The organism is Vibrio sp. 10N.247.311.13, from assembly GCF_041467595.1.
GTDB classification, from domain to species: Bacteria; Pseudomonadota; Gammaproteobacteria; order Enterobacterales; family Vibrionaceae; genus Vibrio; species Vibrio crassostreae_C.
The window spans coordinates 1-17,163 of sequence record NZ_JBFSUX010000081.1 but is presented as its reverse complement, the minus strand read 5'-3'; the positions used below and the strand labels follow the sequence as shown (position 1 = coordinate 17,163).

14 protein-coding genes are annotated in these 17,163 nt (G+C 45.4%); 4 read left to right on the top strand and 10 right to left on the bottom strand.

Annotation, left to right across the window (positions count from 1 at the left end; all coding sequences use genetic code 11):
• Positions 1-168 precede the first annotated feature (168 nt).
• The 7 genes from AB6E52_RS21370 to xerD form a co-directional block, all read right to left on the bottom strand.
• Positions 169-420 (bottom strand): hypothetical protein, encoded by a 252-nt coding sequence (locus AB6E52_RS21370; RefSeq protein WP_008224444.1) that lies wholly within the window; start codon positions 418-420, stop codon positions 169-171.
• 567 nt (positions 421-987) lie between these two features.
• Positions 988-2,322, bottom strand: a complete 1,335-nt coding sequence (vpsR, locus tag AB6E52_RS21365; RefSeq protein ID WP_017062873.1) for a cyclic-di-GMP-binding transcriptional regulator VpsR — start codon at positions 2,320-2,322, stop codon at positions 988-990.
• A gap of 271 nt (positions 2,323-2,593) precedes the next feature.
• Positions 2,594-4,126: a lysine--tRNA ligase gene (gene lysS / locus AB6E52_RS21360; protein WP_017059330.1), complete on the bottom strand. Its 1,533-nt coding sequence runs from the start codon at positions 4,124-4,126 to the stop codon at positions 2,594-2,596.
• A 98-nt stretch (positions 4,127-4,224) separates the two neighbouring features.
• Positions 4,225-5,323 (bottom strand): peptide chain release factor 2 gene (gene prfB / locus AB6E52_RS21355; RefSeq protein ID WP_100208942.1). Its coding sequence is split into 2 segments (ribosomal slippage): positions 4,225-5,247 and positions 5,249-5,323, totalling 1,098 coding nucleotides; the frame shifts between segments, so codons are not numbered across the junction.
• A 235-nt stretch (positions 5,324-5,558) separates the two neighbouring features.
• The gene (recJ, locus tag AB6E52_RS21350; RefSeq protein ID WP_017059329.1) at positions 5,559-7,295 is read right to left on the bottom strand and encodes a single-stranded-DNA-specific exonuclease RecJ; all 1,737 of its coding nucleotides are present in this window, start codon (positions 7,293-7,295) and stop codon (positions 5,559-5,561) included.
• An 80-nt stretch (positions 7,296-7,375) separates the two neighbouring features.
• Complete coding sequence (locus AB6E52_RS21345) at positions 7,376-8,155, bottom strand: thioredoxin fold domain-containing protein (protein WP_017062874.1); 780 nt, start codon at positions 8,153-8,155, stop codon at positions 7,376-7,378.
• A 26-nt stretch (positions 8,156-8,181) separates the two neighbouring features.
• A complete protein-coding gene (xerD, locus tag AB6E52_RS21340; RefSeq protein WP_017059327.1) occupies positions 8,182-9,096 on the bottom strand; it encodes a site-specific tyrosine recombinase XerD in 915 nt (304 codons plus the stop codon).
• A gap of 150 nt (positions 9,097-9,246) precedes the next feature.
• Between xerD and fldB the strand changes: the two genes are divergently transcribed.
• Positions 9,247-9,768 (top strand): flavodoxin FldB, encoded by a 522-nt coding sequence (fldB, locus tag AB6E52_RS21335; protein ID WP_017062875.1) that lies wholly within the window; start codon positions 9,247-9,249, stop codon positions 9,766-9,768.
• A 146-nt stretch (positions 9,769-9,914) separates the two neighbouring features.
• On the opposite strand, the gene brnQ is transcribed toward fldB, so the two are convergent.
• Entirely contained in the window at positions 9,915-11,228 is a 1,314-nt protein-coding gene (brnQ, locus tag AB6E52_RS21330; RefSeq protein ID WP_017059325.1) for a branched-chain amino acid transport system II carrier protein, read from the bottom strand.
• 314 nt (positions 11,229-11,542) lie between these two features.
• Here brnQ and AB6E52_RS21325 point away from each other — a divergent pair, with 314 nt between their 5' ends.
• Together AB6E52_RS21325 and srmB are read left to right on the top strand one after the other, a co-directional pair.
• Positions 11,543-12,271, top strand: coding sequence for a tRNA1(Val) (adenine(37)-N6)-methyltransferase (locus tag AB6E52_RS21325; protein ID WP_017062876.1), 729 nt, complete (start codon positions 11,543-11,545; stop codon positions 12,269-12,271).
• Between the two features lie 107 nt (positions 12,272-12,378).
• Positions 12,379-13,644, top strand: coding sequence for an ATP-dependent RNA helicase SrmB (srmB, locus tag AB6E52_RS21320; protein ID WP_017059323.1), 1,266 nt, complete (start codon positions 12,379-12,381; stop codon positions 13,642-13,644).
• 115 nt (positions 13,645-13,759) lie between these two features.
• On the opposite strand, the gene yaaA is transcribed toward srmB, so the two are convergent.
• Both yaaA and AB6E52_RS21310 read right to left on the bottom strand, forming a co-directional pair.
• On the bottom strand, positions 13,760-14,536 hold the full coding sequence (gene yaaA / locus AB6E52_RS21315) for a peroxide stress protein YaaA (protein ID WP_017059322.1): 777 nt from the start codon (positions 14,534-14,536) through the stop codon (positions 13,760-13,762).
• 208 nt (positions 14,537-14,744) lie between these two features.
• On the bottom strand, positions 14,745-16,172 hold the full coding sequence (locus tag AB6E52_RS21310) for a sodium:alanine symporter family protein (protein ID WP_032545312.1): 1,428 nt from the start codon (positions 16,170-16,172) through the stop codon (positions 14,745-14,747).
• 709 nt (positions 16,173-16,881) lie between these two features.
• Here AB6E52_RS21310 and AB6E52_RS21305 point away from each other — a divergent pair.
• Positions 16,882-17,070: a DUF3545 family protein gene (locus AB6E52_RS21305; RefSeq protein ID WP_017059319.1), complete on the top strand. Its 189-nt coding sequence runs from the start codon at positions 16,882-16,884 to the stop codon at positions 17,068-17,070.
• Positions 17,071-17,163: the final 93 nt, after the last annotated feature.

Sequence of the window (17,163 nt, the reverse complement as noted above, 5' to 3'; positions counted from 1 at the left end):
CCACAACGGTATGCTAAGAACAAAAATGCCGTTCACTCTTAAGTGAACGGCATTAAAGCCAATGCTTCTCTTTTTTGTCCAGTTCTAGTTCAAAAGCGCTCACTTTTGACACCTAACTATCACCGTCAATGATTTAGGGGGTTGAAAGGTGCGATCAACCCCGAAAGATTACGTCGGTATTCGCGCACTTAAGACACGACGAAGATGACGAACGCGACGTTCAATGGTGACAACTTCAGGCTCAGAGAAACCAATTGGACGACCATCGGCTTCAAGGCCAATATCTCTTAGCAAATGAGTGTTGTGCCAAGGTAGGTCTAGTGAACTACGACGTACTTTTCGCTGCCATTCCCGCTCTTCACGACGAAGATCGGCACGGATAAGGACTGTTGCTAATTTTAAATATACTGAGTGACGCATAATAACTCTCCAGTTGTTGAGTCAACTGAGGAAAAATAGCGTGTTAGATAGTATGAGGGCTTCTCACTTAGCTGCTATTTTTCCGCAGCCAAATAAGGATACGGATCTATTAGTTAGGTTTATCTTGGGTGTTTCGATCGGCTATGGCTGATGTGAGTGACATATCAGTCACCATGTCAGTACACGGATCAAACGACGCGCAAATATGCTGTATAAAATCGAAATGTTTCATTTGCGCCTCCAAGCTAACTAAAAAATCCAAAAAAAATGGGGAAGTAAAAGCAGACAAGTCTTTGTTAAATCGTTGCTTTAACGGTTAAAGTCTAACCAAGTGAGTATATTATTCAACCGCTAATTGATTAACATTTTTAAAACAATGCATTCGCCTGAAATATTAGTTGCATATTCATTTACATATAACATATTCACTATGATTATATAAAATCACAGCATATCTCTCTTAGGGTCTAACTAGAAAACAACGGACTACCCTTCAGAAACAAAAAAGCCACGTAGATACATGGCCTTTAATTTACGGTGACTGAATAAAGTCATGTAGAGAAGAGTCTAAACAACACCTTCAGAGATTAGGCTGTGTTTATTCAGCAAGCGGTACATCGTCGCTCGTGATACACCGAGCTCCTTAGCCGCCAATGAAACCTGACCACCGTAAGATTCCAATACAATCAGTAACGCATCGCGCTCTGAGCGCTCTCGAATACTCTTCAAGCTTCGGCGTTCATCATTCTGTTTTGGTAAATCCAGTTGGTGATCCTCAATGATCACAGCATCAGACATCAACACAACACGCTTAATCTGATTCATCAGCTCACGCACATTTCCAGGCCAATGGTATCGATTCATCGAACGGATAGCATCGTCTGAGAAGCTCTTCGCTTGAGCATTAAACTCTTTCGAGTACTCACGCAGAAAATGATTCGCCAGTACTGAAATATCGCTCACACGTTCTTTTAAGCTTGGAACATGAATACGCAGAACATTGATATAGTGATAAAGCTCTTCATTGAAGTCGCCCTCGATCAACGCCTTCTCGATATCAGAGGAGTTCGCGGCCAGAATACGCACATCGACAGATTTAGGTCCATTCGCAGTTTCAATCTTACCTTCTTGTAGAAAGCGCAACAGGTTCAGTTGTTGATTGCGTGGCATCGCTAAAACATCATTAAGCAAGATGGTTCCGCCATCGGCTTCTTCCAACATACAAGGCGCAGTCGCTGACTGTGCTGATATGCCAAACACCTCGGCCTCTATTCTCATTTCAGACAAGGCACGACAGTTAACCGTTAAAAATGGTTTCTGTGCTCGCGACGAATTTTGATGAATCGAGCGTGCAATCGTCTCTTTACCAGCCCCACTCTCGCCATAAATCAAGATACTGACATCAGTCGGCCCAATACGCTTTACTTGGTCTCTCAAGCGCTTCACGGCCACAGAATCGCCTAGCAGTCCCATGTTGTTATTGATGCCGTAGTTTGGCCATACCTTCTGCTCAAGCTTAAGCATACCCAGTTGGTGACCAATGGTACTCAGCAATTGAGCATCTGGGATTGGTGCCGTGAAAAAGTCGATACAGAAGTTGACGATAAACTGGCAGATCGTATCAGAGCTTAATTGAGATTCACGGATAAAGGCGAGCCATCTCACCTGCTTGTTATTGCTCACAAGGTTAGCAATACCGTTGAGACTGAACTCATCATGACTAAGATCGACAATACCAATACATGGGCCAATATCAGCAATCAAGGCATCGGCTTTTCGTAAATCTGCACACTGGGTACACTGCCAACCCACTTGTTCTAACACTGATAACCAGGGTTCGTACGCACCACCAACGACGATAAGAGAACCTGGTAAGGAATCCATCTTAAATTGAGTTCCCATCCTTCTTCCTTATTCTATTTTTATTTAAATCAGACTAATACGAGTCACTGCTTCATCGTTCGACAAAATGCCGCGAGAGCGTATTCAGCGCAGAGACGTATAGTAGTGAGACTATCTTAGATTTTATGTCTCAATAGTAAGACTATGTCAGAAATAACGATTTTTCGAATCAAGAGTGCGGTACAGACTAGGTTTTGAAGCCCCAAAACAGAAAAAGCCACTCTTCAGTGGCTTTTTAATTACATAGGCTGTTACGCCCTATAAGCGAGAATTACGCCTGTGGACGCATTGCCGGGAACAAGATCACGTCACGGATTGTGTGCGTGTTTGTAAATAGCATTGCTAGACGGTCGATACCGATACCTTGACCCGCTGTTGGCGGTAGGCCGTGCTCTAGTGCAGTAATGTAGTCTGCATCGTAGTACATCGCTTCGTCATCACCCGCGTCTTTCGCGTTAACTTGCGCTTTGAAACGCTCGTCTTGGTCTTGTGCATCGTTAAGCTCAGAGAAACCATTCGCAACTTCACGGCCACCGATGAAGAACTCAAAACGGTCTGTGAAGAACGGGTTGTCATCGCTACGACGAGCTAGAGGAGAGATGTCCGCTGGGTAGCCAGTGATGAACGTTGGTTGAATTAGCTGAGGCTCAGCCGTTTCACCAAAGATCTCTTCTAGAAGCTGACCACATGTCCAGAACGTTTCTACGTCTACGTGTACAGATTTTGCGATAGCAACCATCTTTTCACGGTCTTGTAGGTCTGCTTCTGTTAGCGCTTGAATCTCAGCGTGCTCAGGGTTGTAGTGTTTGATTGCATCGAACATGCTCATGCGAGCGTAAGTGCCACCGAACTCAACCGTTTCGTCACCGTAAGGCATAGAAGTAGAACCAAGAACGTCCATTGCTGCCGTGCTTAGCATCTCTTCTGTCAGATCCATAAGGTCTTTGTAGTCAGAGTACGCTTGGTAGAATTCCATCATTGTGAATTCTGGGTTGTGACGTGGAGATAGACCTTCGTTACGGAAGTTACGGTTGATCTCGAATACACGGTCAAAACCACCCACCACTAGACGCTTAAGGTAAAGCTCTGGTGCAACACGTAGGTACATGTCGATGTCTAGTGCATTGTGATGAGTGATGAACGGACGTGCAGTTGCGCCACCCGGGATCACGTGCATCATTGGCGTTTCAACTTCTAGGTAGCCTTTCGCGCTCATGAAGTTACGGATTGAAGATACAAGCTTAGAACGCACGATGAATGCATTACGAGAATCTTCGTTCACGATTAGGTCAACGTAACGCTGACGGTAACGCATCTCTTGGTCAGTTAGACCGTGGAACTTCTCTGGTAGAGGACGAAGTGCTTTAGTCAGCAATTCAAACTCTTCCATGTTCACGTAAAGGTCGCCTTTACCTGATTTGTGAAGCGCACCTTTAACACCGATGATGTCACCGATATCTAGGCCTTGGTACTTCTCTTTCAGTACTTTTTGAACGTCTTTCGCTGCGTATGCTTGGATACGACCAGAAGTTTCTTGAATCGCAAGGAATGGACCACGCTTCGCCATAACACGACCAGCGATCGCAACGATGTGGTTAAGCTCTTCTAGCTCTTCCTTAGTCTTCTCACCGAATTCCGCTTGAAGATCGCCAGCTAGGTGCTCACGACGGAAGTCATTTGGGTGACCGTTAGCTTTGCAGTTTTGGCGGATGTGATCCAGCTTGCTGCGGCGCTCAGCGATTAGTTTGTTCTCTTCAGGTGAAGAAGCTTCTTGTGCGTTTTCGTTTTGAACAGCATCAGTCATTAGAGATGTACCCTGCTTTTAAAATTTGGACCGCTATATTTTTGTAAATATAGGCATTTTTACCAATATTATTGGTAAAGCTTAATAGTTGATAAAGCTTACAGACCTGATTTCAGGCTAGCTTCAATAAACTTGTCTAAGTCACCGTCAAGAACCGCTTGAGTATTACGGTTTTCGATGCCGGTGCGTAAATCTTTGATACGAGAATCATCCAGCACGTAAGAGCGGATTTGACTGCCCCAACCGATGTCTGATTTCGTCTCTTCGCTCGCTTGTTTTTCAGCATTTTGTTTTTGAATCTCAAGTTCAAAAAGCTTAGCACGTAGCTGCTTCATCGCTTGATCTTTGTTCTTATGCTGCGAACGGTCATTCTGACACTGAACCACAGTGTTAGTCGGAACGTGAGTAATACGTACCGCTGATTCCGTGGTGTTTACGTGCTGACCACCAGCGCCAGAGGCACGGTATACGTCAATACGTAGGTCAGAAGGATTAATGTCGATCGTAATGTTGTCATCAATCTCAGGATAGATAAACGCAGATGCAAATGAAGTATGACGACGACCACTTGAATCAAATGGTGACTTACGAACTAGACGGTGAACACCAGTCTCTGTGCGTAACCAACCGTAAGCATACTCACCAGAAATACGTACCGTTGCGCCTTTAAGGCCAGCAACATCACCATCCGACACTTCGATAACTTCAGTCTTGAAGCCTTTCGAATCTGCCCAACGTAAGTACATGCGCAACATCATTGAAGTCCAGTCTTGAGCTTCTGTACCGCCCGAACCTGACTGTAAATCGATGTAGCAATCTGATGCATCGTGATCACCAGAGAACATACGACGGAATTCCAGCTTCTCTAGCTTAGCTTCAAGCTCGGCCAGTTCTGGTTCAATTTCATCGAACGTTTCTTGATCTTCTTCTTCAACCGCAAGCTCTAATAGGCCATCAACATCCTCAACACCTTGGTCAAGTTGGTCGATCGTTTCTACTACCGCTTCCAATGCAGAACGTTCTTTACCTAGCGCTTGAGCACGCTCAGGTTCGTTCCATACATCCGGTTGTTCTAATTCTGCGTTTACTTCTTCTAGACGCTCTTTCTTAGCGTCATAGTCAAAGATACCCCCTCAGGATATTTGTGCGCTCAGACACATCCTGCAGACGGTTTTTTATAGGATTGATTTCAAACATTTTAGCTCATCATTTATGAGTAGAATTTAACCGAAGAATTGTACTCAAAAGTGTGACGGAGATACAGAATTTTTTAGAGTGGTGAACCAAGATTCAACAACTTAATGGGATATAAAATTGACAGGCATAAAAAACACGTAAATTTTGTAAGGGCAGGAAGGAAAACAAGCCCTGTTTTTGAACAGAGCTTGTTGAATTTGGCACTATATGATGAGCATTATTGAGCCCAAAATCACTATTTGGCTTCGATATGATCAATCATCAGCTGCAACGATTGGTTGCCGCGAAATTCGTTGATATCGAGCTTAAATGCAAGATGAACGGTTTTTACTGATGCATCAGGCCAGCGACGTAGGTCGACGTTAAAGGCAATACCGTCAATCATCACATTGGTTGGGTGGCCTTTGTAGAGCGGCTCAAGCATCAGCTTAAGGTGCTTTTCACCCACCAGCTTTTGGTGCAGCACTTTAAACTCACCATCGAAGATTGGCTCAGGGAAAGCTTGTCCCCACGGGCCACCTGAACGCAGCGTTTCAGCGGTGTGCATCGAGAACTCTTCTGGTAACAGCTCACCATCAGACAAGATAATGCCCTTCAGTGCTGTTTCTCCAAGTTCATTCTTCACCACATCATTGAACAGCTTGCTGAAGCGTTCAAAGTCCTTTTCCATGATGGTTAATCCAGCCGCCATTGCGTGGCCACCAAATTTAAGAATCAAGCCAGGGTTTTGAGTATCAATTCGGTCCAATGCATCACGCATGTGCAGACCCGGAATTGAACGACATGAACCTTTGATACTGCCTTCGCCGCCATCTGCAAACGCAATCACTGGGCGGTGGTATTTGTCTTTGATACGCGAAGCCAAAATACCAATCACACCTTGGTGCCAATCACGTTGGAATAGTGCCAAGCCAGAAGGTAGGTCGTCTTTACCAAATTCAAGGCGCTCACAAAAAGCCATCGCTTCTTGCTTCATACCCTCTTCGATCTCTTTACGTGTTTGGTTCAAGCCATCTAACTCACTCGCCATTCGACGAGCCGCATGGATGTTGTTACTCATTAGCAGCTCAACACCAAAAGACATGTCGTCTAATCGACCAGCTGCATTGATACGAGGACCAAGAGCAAAGCCAAAGTCAGACGCCACCAAACGCTTAGCGTCTCGCTTAGCAATTTCGATCAAGGCTTGAATGCCCGGACGAGCTTTACCCGCACGAATACGTTGCAAACCTTGATGAACTAAAATTCGGTTGTTTTCATCGAGTGGAACCACGTCGGCAACCGTACCCAGCGCCACAAGGTCAATCAGTTCCATCAACTTAGGTTCTGTCATGCCGCGCTCTGCAAACCAACCCAATTTACGCATGTGAACACACAATGCCATCATCAGGTAAAAAGCGACACCAACCCCCGCTAGGGCTTTCGAAGGAAAAGCACAACTTTCAAGGTTTGGGTTAACCATAGCATCGACCATTGGCAGTTCATTGCCCGGCAAGTGATGATCGGTAACCAGAACCTCTAGCCCTTTCTCTTTAGCAAAGCGAACACCTTCAATTGAAGATACACCGTTGTCGACCGTCATGATCACTTCAGCACCAAGCTCGATTGCCTGTTCAACAACCTCAGGGCTCAAGCCATAACCATCTTCAAAACGGTTTGGTACCAGATAGTCGACGTTAGAGCTGCCGAGCATACGTAACGCTAAAACAGACAGCGCCGAGCTGGTCGCGCCATCGGCATCAAAGTCACCAACAATGATGATGCGTTTTTGCTGCTGAATAGCTTTGAACAACAGCTCAACCGCAGCATCAATGCCGCCCAGTTTTTGATAAGAGTGCAAGCCTTTCGCTGCTGTCTCTAGTTGGTCGGCACTGTCGATTCCACGACTCACATAAATGCGCTTTAACAAGTCAGGTAAGTGAGCAGGTAAGACTGAAATGTCGACCTCAGGACGGCGTTGGATCTCTATCATATAAAAATGGGCCCGATATCAATCAGGCCACTCCTTAAATCAAAAACATGGGGGATAAATTGGCAATACAGAAAACGAGATTATTGCTCTAAACGTTGAAGAAGTTGTGCTGGCGGTAAGTAACCACTCACCAACTCACCACTTGCTAGCACGATAGCCGGTGTGCCATTGATGCCAAGCTCACGACCCAGTTGGTATTGTTTAGCAATGATCTGCTTTTGCTCTGCTAGGTCTTTACCAGACGCTGGCATTTGACGGTTTACTTTAGCGTCATGCATCGCTGTTTTTGGATCATCTGACGCCCAGATTGCTGCCATTTGATCGGCAACTTGCCCTGTCGCACCTTGGCGTGGGTAAGCCATGTAACGAACGGTGATACCCAAATCGTTGTAGCCTTGCATTTGGCTGTGCAGACGAACACAGTAGCCGCACGTAATGTCAGTAAATACCGTCACAACATACTTTTCGTTATCGGCTTTGTATTCAATAACCGTATCCGACATCGCTGCCACTTTTTCAGCATTCAGCGGAGCTTGACGCTCAGCCAAAACATCACTGAACTTTCCGTTTTCATCCAAAGAGTAAAGAGTGCCGGCTAGAAAGTGATCGCCCTCTGGAGAAGAAAAGATAATGCCGCTGTTGGTTTGAACTTCTAAAAGACCATCGATATCCGAAGGCACAATCTTATCGACCTTAATACCGATTTTTTCAAAACGCTTAGTTAACGCAGCTGTATCAATAGCTTGAGCTGGAGCAGCTTCTACGGCTGTTGATGTTGTTTCTACTTTCGCTTCTGATGCATTACATGCAGTAATCATAAGAGGAAGCGCTAGTAGAGGAAGACGGCGTAATACGCTCATTAAGTTCACCTTAAAAATAAATGGATTTAAGCACGTGGGTGATGCTGCGCATGAATTTGCTTGAGCCTTTCAGTCGCCACGTGAGTATAAATTTGGGTAGTCGATAAGTCACTATGCCCAAGTAACATCTGTACGACCCTGAGATCTGCGCCATAGTTCAGTAAATGCGTCGCAAAAGCGTGTCTCAATACGTGTGGTGACAACAATTCTGTGTCGATACCAGCGACGACCGAGTAGTGCTTAATACGATACCAGAACGTCTGACGGGTCATTTGCTTGGCGCGTTTACTCGGAAAAACCACATCAGAACTGTTTTCGCCAAGTAGATGTGGACGACCCTGTTCAATAAAAGTCTCTATCCAATCCACCGCATTTTCGCCCATTGGTACTAAGCGCTCTTTGCCACCCTTACCAATAACACGCACCACGCCCTGTCTTAGGCTGATGTTTTCCATCGTCAAGCTAACCAGTTCTGTCACACGCAAACCGGTTGCATAGAGTAACTCAAGCATCGCCTTATCGCGAAGCTCAATCGGATCGTTCGGATCTGGCGCATCGAGCAAAGCATCAACCTGTTCTTCGCTCAAATCTTTCGGCAAGCGTTGCGGCAGCTTCGGGCTGATCAACAAGGCACTTGGATCATCGCCTCTGATTTTCTCGCGGTGCAAATATTGGAACAAGCGACGAATCGCCGACAACATACGGGCACGAGAGGTCTGCTTAAAATCGGCGTCGGCTAACCAGCCTTGATAATCCTGTAAACCTGAAAGGCTAATGAAGTCGAGGCGGTAATTGTTCTTTTCCATCCACGCTAATAACTTGGACAAATCGGTACGGTACGAGACAAGCGTATTCTCCGATAATCCTCGCTCCATCCACATAGCATCTAAAAACTGCTCAACGAGACCGTGGTCTGCGCTCTGCCCTTGAGGCGACTGCATAGTGTTACTCACAATATTGGAAACTGTTTTGAGAGTATGCCAGAGCAAATATGAATGCCATAAAAATTACGACTTGAGCGGATAATCGCTGCAATCGAAGTCGATTTATGGTTAGAATTCGCCATCTGAAATTAAAATCGAACGTTTGCTATGAAAATTGGATTATTTTACGGCTCAACCACCTGCTACACAGAAATGGCAGCAGAGAAAATTCGCGGCATTATTGGTGAAGACCTAGTTGATATCCATAACGTGAAAGAAAGCCCTCTTTCATTGATGGCGGACTACGACCTTTTATTGCTGGGCATCTCGACTTGGGACTTCGGTGAAATCCAAGAAGATTGGAATGAACTGTGGGAGGACATCGCAACCACGCCTATGAAAGGCAAGGTTGTGGCTCTGTTTGGTTTGGGTGACCAAGAAGGCTACGGCGAATGGTTCCTAGATGCGATGGGTCTATTGCATGATGAACTGAAAACCGCGGGTGCAGAGTTTGTTGGCTTCTGGCCAAACGATGACAGCTACGAGTTCGAAGCGTCTAAAGCGTTAACCGAAGACAAATCTCAATTCGTTGGTTTGGCGCTTGATGAAGATTCACAATACGAGCTAAGCGACGACCGTATCGCAAGCTGGGTTGAGCAAGTACTGGTTGAGTACAGCGAAAAGCTATAACCAAACAGAAGTACTCCCGGCTAAGTAGCTAACCAAGTAACTAGCTGGATATAAAAAGACCACAGAATACAAAAAGGCCTCATTACTGCGAAGTAATGAGGCCTTTTCTATTTCATCTCGAAGGATAATCTAATCTCAACGGAAGATTAAACAGTCTCTTCAGCCATCTCTTGTTCTGTTGACTTGCCAACAAAGAACATACAGATGATTGCAGCCGTTGTTGGAAGCAACCAACCCATACCGATCTCAAACAGTGGCAGCATCTTAAGTGCAGACACGTCTACACCCGCTACTTTAGCGCCATCAATAAGAGCAAACAGCAGTGACACTAATACCACTACGCGGTAAGCCGCTTTTGGATTAGGGAAACGGCTACGTAAGAATGTCAGAGCAACCAACGCAATAGCGACTGGGTACAGTGCAAACAGTACTGGAACAGACAGAGAAATCAGTTGAGAAAGACCAACGTTCGCAACGGTTGCACAAGCTACACCATTGATGATTACCCAAGTCTTGTAAGACAGAGGCGTTAGCGAGCTGAAGTAATCAGAACATGCTGACACAAGGCCAATCGCCGTAGTTAGACATGCTAATAGTACGATCACAGAAAGCACTAGCTGACCAGAAGGACCAAACAACGATTGAACGTATAGGCTTAAAATAGCACCGCCATTGTCTGCACCAGCTGCGACTGTTGCACTTGTTGCGCCTAGGAAAAATAGAGAGATGTAAACAAACGCCAGACCCGCTGCGGCAATACAACCCGCGCTAATTAGGTACTTAGTCGTCGCTGCACGGTCAGTAATGCCCTTGCTACGAATCGCATCAACAATCAGCATACCAAACATCAAAGAAGCAAAAGTATCCATGGTGTTGTAGCCTTCAAGGAAACCTTTGGTTAGTGGTTGAGTGATGTACTCACCGTGAGCCGCAAGAATATCGCCTTGAGGGTTAACGAATACAGCAATCGCCAGCACAACCAAACCAACGAACAGTGCAGGTGTTAGCACCTTACCAATGACGTCAATAAGCTTACCTTGCGACCATGAGAAGAACATCGCTACTGCAAAAAATGCAATCGAAAAGAGAGTTAGGTGAGCTTGAGAGGCATCGATGAAGAACGGTTTCACCGCCATCTCATAGGCAACAAGGCCAGTACGCGGTGCAGCAAATGCAGGACCGATAATGATAAAGATCAGTACAGCCATGATGGTTGCTGCTTTCTTAGGAAGATCTTTAGTTAAGTGACCCCAAGAGCCACCAGCCACTGCGACCGCGACGATAGTGATTAACGGCAGACCAACGGCAGTCAGCAGAAAACCAGACATCGCTGGAAGGAAGTGATCACCGGCTAATTGGCCAGCTAGAGGTGGGAAGATGATGTTACCCGCACCCAAGAAAAACGCAAAAAGCATAAAGCCCAATGCCATTATATCTGTTAGTTTTAGACTCTGTTTCACAGATAATCCTTAATTATATTTATGAATTTATGTTGTGCTTACATGAATGTTACAGCTCAAAGCTGCCAATCAATCTATAAAATAGTCGCGCATAATGACGAAACAACTGGCTAGCTGCAAGTCACCACACAAAAACACCATATAAATTTGCATATGAGAACAAAAAGCAGTGGATTCCACTAGCTATAGAAAAATAGCCACAATTATAAACTAACCATAATGCACAACAATATTCTTCCAAGCAGAACATTGATTCATACAAGCGGTTAACATTAGAGCTAATCACTTAAAATATCTCGATACTCAGAACATTAATGAAAGACAAAACAGTGCAAACTAAAAGCTTCAATTTTAAGCAATTCTCAATTTACGGCGGGAAAAGCGGTATGCCAGTCAGTACCGATGGCGTATTACTTGGCGCTTGGGTAAGCTTGCCACAAAGATCATGTGTACTCGATATTGGAACCGGGACAGGTCTGCTGGCTTTGATGGCTGCGCAGCGTTTTGAAGATGCTTCAATCTCTGCGATAGATATTGATCAACACGCTATTGATGCTGCCACTGTCAATATTGAGCAGTCGCCTTGGCAAAATCGTATCTCCCTTGATCACGGCAGCGTGTTAACAACCGACTTTCCACAAAGGTTTGATGCGATCATCTGTAACCCGCCCTACTTCAACTCTGGAGAACAGGCGCAGCAAAGCCAAAGAGCCACCGCCAGGCACACCGACAGCTTGGATCATTTAGCGCTTGCCCAGCGTTGTTTCGAGATAACAACCGACGCCGCGACTGCCAGTTTCATCCTACCGACGCCTGAGGGGGAAGGTTTTATCAAGCTTGCCGAGCAATGTGGTTGGTATCTAGCAAAACGCCTTGATGTAAAAACAACAGATAAAAAGCCAGCTAGCCGAATTTTATTCGAGTTATCTAAAGATCCTGCTTGCGAGCAAGATTTGCAGCGCGAATCGCTTACAATTCACCATCAAGGTGGTTATAGCGAAGCATTTATTGCGCTCACTAAAGATTTTTATCTCAAGATGTAGCAAATACCATGTGATCCTAATCACTAATGCTTCTATAATGTCCGACTACTCTTTTTTATCGTCTGCTTTTTGAGGCAGAAACATTTATTGCTTGTGGAGAAACAACAGTGATCAGAACCTTTGCAGAACTCGATCTAAACCAAGAGCTGCTTAAAGCAATTGACGAAATGGGCTACGAACGTCCAACACAGATACAAGCTGAAGCAATCCCACAAGCGTTAGATGGAAGAGACGTTTTGGCTTCTGCGCCAACAGGTACTGGTAAAACAGCATCATTTGTATTGCCAGCACTGCAATACCTACTGGATTTCCCACGTAAGAAATCTGGCCCTGCACGTATGCTTATCCTGACGCCAACGCGTGAGCTAGCAATGCAGATCACCGAACAAGCACGTGAGCTTGCTAAATACACCAGCCTAAATATCTTCACGATCACGGGCGGTGTTATGTACCAAGAGCACGCAGATATCTTAAGTACCACTCAAGATATCGTAGTAGCAACACCTGGCCGTTTGATGGAATACATTGAAGGCGAGCGTTTTGACTGTCGTGCGATTGAATGGCTGGTTCTAGATGAAGCCGACCGCATGCTAGACATGGGCTTTGGTCCTGTTGTTGACCGTCTGTCTGCAGAGTGTCGCTGGCGTAAACAAACTTTACTGTTCTCAGCAACACTAGAAGGTAAAGGCATTGAAGGCTTCACTGAAGATCTACTTAAAAACCCAGCGGAGATCGATGCGAAATCATCACTTCGTGAGCGTAAGAAGATCACTCAGTGGTACCACCGTGCAGACACGGCAGAGCACAAGCTAAACATCCTAAAGCACGTCATCACAGAGCAAGCTGAGCGCAGCATCGTATTCTTGAAGACGCGTGATCGTCTAGGTGATCTACGAGCTCAACTTGAAAGCGCGCAAATCCCATGTGCGTGGATCCAAGGTGAAATGCCTCAAGATCGTCGTAACAACGCGATTGCTCGTTTCCGTGACGGCTCTGTAAACGTACTACTAGCGACTGACGTTGCTGCTCGTGGTATCGACCTTCCAGACGTAAGCCACGTAATCAACTACGACATGCCACGTACTGCTGACGTATACCTACACCGTATTGGCCGTACGGCTCGTGCTGGTAAAAAAGGTAACGCGGTTTCTATCATTGAAGCGCACGATCAACTAATGATTGAGCGTGTGGCTCGTTACACAGACGAACCAATCAAAGAACGCTTCATCGAAGGCATGCGCCCTACGCATAAGAAAGCGGCCGTGACTAAGAAGAAGAAGCCGAAGAAAGAAGATAAGAAAGCGGTAGAGAAACAAAAAATCGCGAAGAAGAAAAAAATCGCGAAGAAAAAGAAAGCAGCAAAGAAGAAGTAATCTACCATCTTCAACGATTCAATAAAAAAGCCCCATGCAGTTCGCTGCATGGGGCTTTTCTCTATCTGGTCTGTTATCAGGCTAAAACCGAGAGCTACTCGTTAGCCAAGGACTACTAGTTTTGCTCTTCGCGCTTAAAGACAAGCTCTTTCGCGTTCGACTCTTCTTCAACGAAGTAGTAGCCCGCCGTATCAAACTGGGTCAGCGCCTCAACCGAGTCGATCTTGTTCTCGATGATGTAGCGAGCCATCATGCCACGCGCTTTCTTCGCGTAGAAACTGATCACCTTGTACTGACCGTTCTTGCAGTCTTTGAATACAGGGGTAATCACTTGGCCATCCAAGTTCTTCGGCTTCACGGCTTTAAAGTATTCGTTAGACGCCAAGTTGATCAACACATTGTCGCCTTGAGCATTCAACGCTTCATTCAGCTTGTCTGTGATGATGTTGCCCCAGAACTGGTACAAGTTAGTACCACGAGCATTGGCTAAGCGTGTACCCATCTCTAGGCGGTATGGCTGCATCAAATCTAATGGCTTAAGCAAGCCATATAACCCAGAAAGCATGCGCAGGTGGTCTTGTGCGTAGTCAAAATCTTCATCCGATAGCGTTTCAGCGTCTAGGCCAGTGTATACATCGCCTTTAAAGGCTAGGATTGCTTGGCGTGCGTTGTCTTGGGTAAAGGTCTCGCTCCACTGCTCAAAGCGCGCTACGTTCAACCCTGCGATTTTATCGCTGACTTTCATCAGTGCAGAAATATCTACTGGCGTCAGTTTGCGGCACTCTTCAATCAGCTCAGCAGAGTGTTCAACAAACTCAGGCTGACTAAAGCGTTCCGTCGCTAATGGGGATTCGTAATCAAGTGTTTTGGCTGGAGAAACGACAACTAACATAACTTTACCCTAATCGGTTATCTAACTGGATGCTGCTAGAGTATAGAAAAAACATCAACTTGTCTTTATGACTCTTCCTATTACTTCGATAGGGAGAATGAGCTTCGATAGACAGAATGAGACAAATGACAGGCAAACAAAAAGGCTAAGGTCGAAACCTTAGCCTTTCTAATCACTTTAGGATGAGCCGTTTATCGCTCCAACAAGATTACTTCTTGTTGTTGTCCCAAATACCGTCTTCCAGCTGAGACTTAAGCTCTGGGAAGTCATTCGAATCGAATGTTGGTACTTTACCCGCGTCTAGTTGGCGGTTGTAGTCTTTCGCTAGCTTAATCACGATACCTGATAGCAGGATAATCGCCACCAAGTTAACAATCGCCATTAGGCCCATCGATACGTCAGCCAGTGCCCATACCGTTGGTAACGTCGCTAGAGAACCGAACATAACCATACCCAGAACAACGATACGGAACAGCACTAGGCCCTTCTTGTTGTTGTGCTCAAGGAAGATAAGGTTCGTTTCAGCGTACGAGTAGTTTGCAATGATTGAAGTGAAAGCGAAGAAGAAAATCGCTACCGCTACAAAAATGCCGCCCCATTCGCCCACTTGTGCTGTTAGTGCACGTTGCGTTAGTTCGATACCCGTTACTTCACCGTGTGGTACATACTCACCAGACATCAGGATGATTGCGACTGTTGCTGAACAGATAACAATGGTATCCATGAACACGCCTAGCATTTGCACGTAACCTTGTGATGCTGGGTGCGGTGGGTAAGGCGTAGCAGAAGCTGCTGCGTTTGGCGCAGAACCCATACCCGCTTCGTTCGAGAACAAACCACGTTTGATGCCGTTAATCATCGCTTGTGCGATTGCGTAACCTAGGCCACCCGCTGCTGCTTCTTGCAGACCGAATGCACTCTTGAAGATAAGAGCCAGTACTTCAGGCACTTTCTCGATGTTCGCGAACATCACGTACATAGCGATCGCTAGGTAAGCCAATGCCATGATTGGAACGATGATTTCTGCTGTGCGTGCAATCTTACGGATACCACCGAAGATAACGAACGCAGAGATGATTACGATACCAACACCAACGTAGCTACGCTCAAGGTCGAATGCCGTATTCATTGCGCTTGCAATCGCGTTCGCTTGAACCGCGTTGAATACAAGACCAAATGCAATGATGAGGAAGATAGAGAATAGAACCCCCATCCAACGCATGCCTAGGCCTTTCTCCATGTAGTATGCAGGGCCGCCGCGGTAGTTACCGTCGTTATCACGCGTTTTGTATAGCTGTGCCAGTGTGCTTTCTGCAAACGATGTTGCCATACCTAGCATTGCGATTAGCCACATCCAGAAGATAGCACCAGGGCCACCAGCGGTTAGTGCTACAGCAACACCTGCCATGTTACCCGTACCTACACGAGCAGCGAGACTAGTACAAAGAGCTTGGAAAGAAGAGATACCAGCACTGTCTGCTTTACGGCTGTTTCTAAGAACAGAGAACATGTGGCCGAAATGGCGAAATTGAATGAAGCCTAGTCGTACAGTGAAGTAGATACCCACACCAACCAGTAAGTAAACTAAGATAGATCCCCAAAGGAGATCGTTCATCAAATTGATTAAGTCTGTCACGTGAACCTCGTAATTGAGTTTAAGCACCGATCATGCTTCCTAGCCTTCCTCTTAATCGCCTATGCCTCTGTCAATGTTGTGTCGGCACTCTTGTTATATTCTTGCGGCGATTGAGACTGTAAATGTCGCTTCATGCATCCATTTTACGTATCAGTGTATTTTTTGACGGGCGGATAATGCAGCGAGACGGCCTAAAAATCAATATGCAAATACACTTATATTAAAATGACATTTCACTAATAACACACCTTTTGTTAACACAACTTTCAACAATGCAGCCCAATAAAAGTCACATTATCGGGACATAATATCAACAACAGCCACGGCACTACCCCAACAAGAACACCATCCTATAAAAATGACGTCAGCCTAGGTTTTACAAGGTATAGTGAAGATCTTCGTTTTTTTCTAGGCCAATGAGATCCCTATACCGCACGGCACCATGTGCACTTCAATGCATTGTAGTCAAAACGCTATTCCATTCGCACAATGAATTAACATTCAATAACCCCCAATTTAATCGTTTACTTAGGTTTGTTTGCCTGTTTTTTATACATAATAATTCTCACAATGTGTGAGCATGCATAAGAAAATAGAACAAAAGCTTCATGGATTTGAAACAAATGAGAAACAAATCAAAGTTATTGTGAACCTAAATATGATATTTATTGGTTCGTAAGAACTAGTCCCACGGAAGGAGATATGGCTTATGGATAGCTTTCAATTCGATGAAGTATCAGAACTAGAAATGCCTCGTGTAACTCAAAAATCACGCTCGAAACCACTCAAGCGTAAGTGGCGTGAAATCGAAGCCATCAACGATCGTAGGCAGCTTGAGAAAGAGCTGAGAGAGATGAACCTAGGTCTTGATTTTAGCCTTGACGATATAAAACTTTAATCAGCACGATAAGAAATCAGATAGCAAAAGGCACCTATATAGGCTGTCTCTTGATCACAAGTCTGGTTAATCAAGAGACTTAGCGAGTTCATA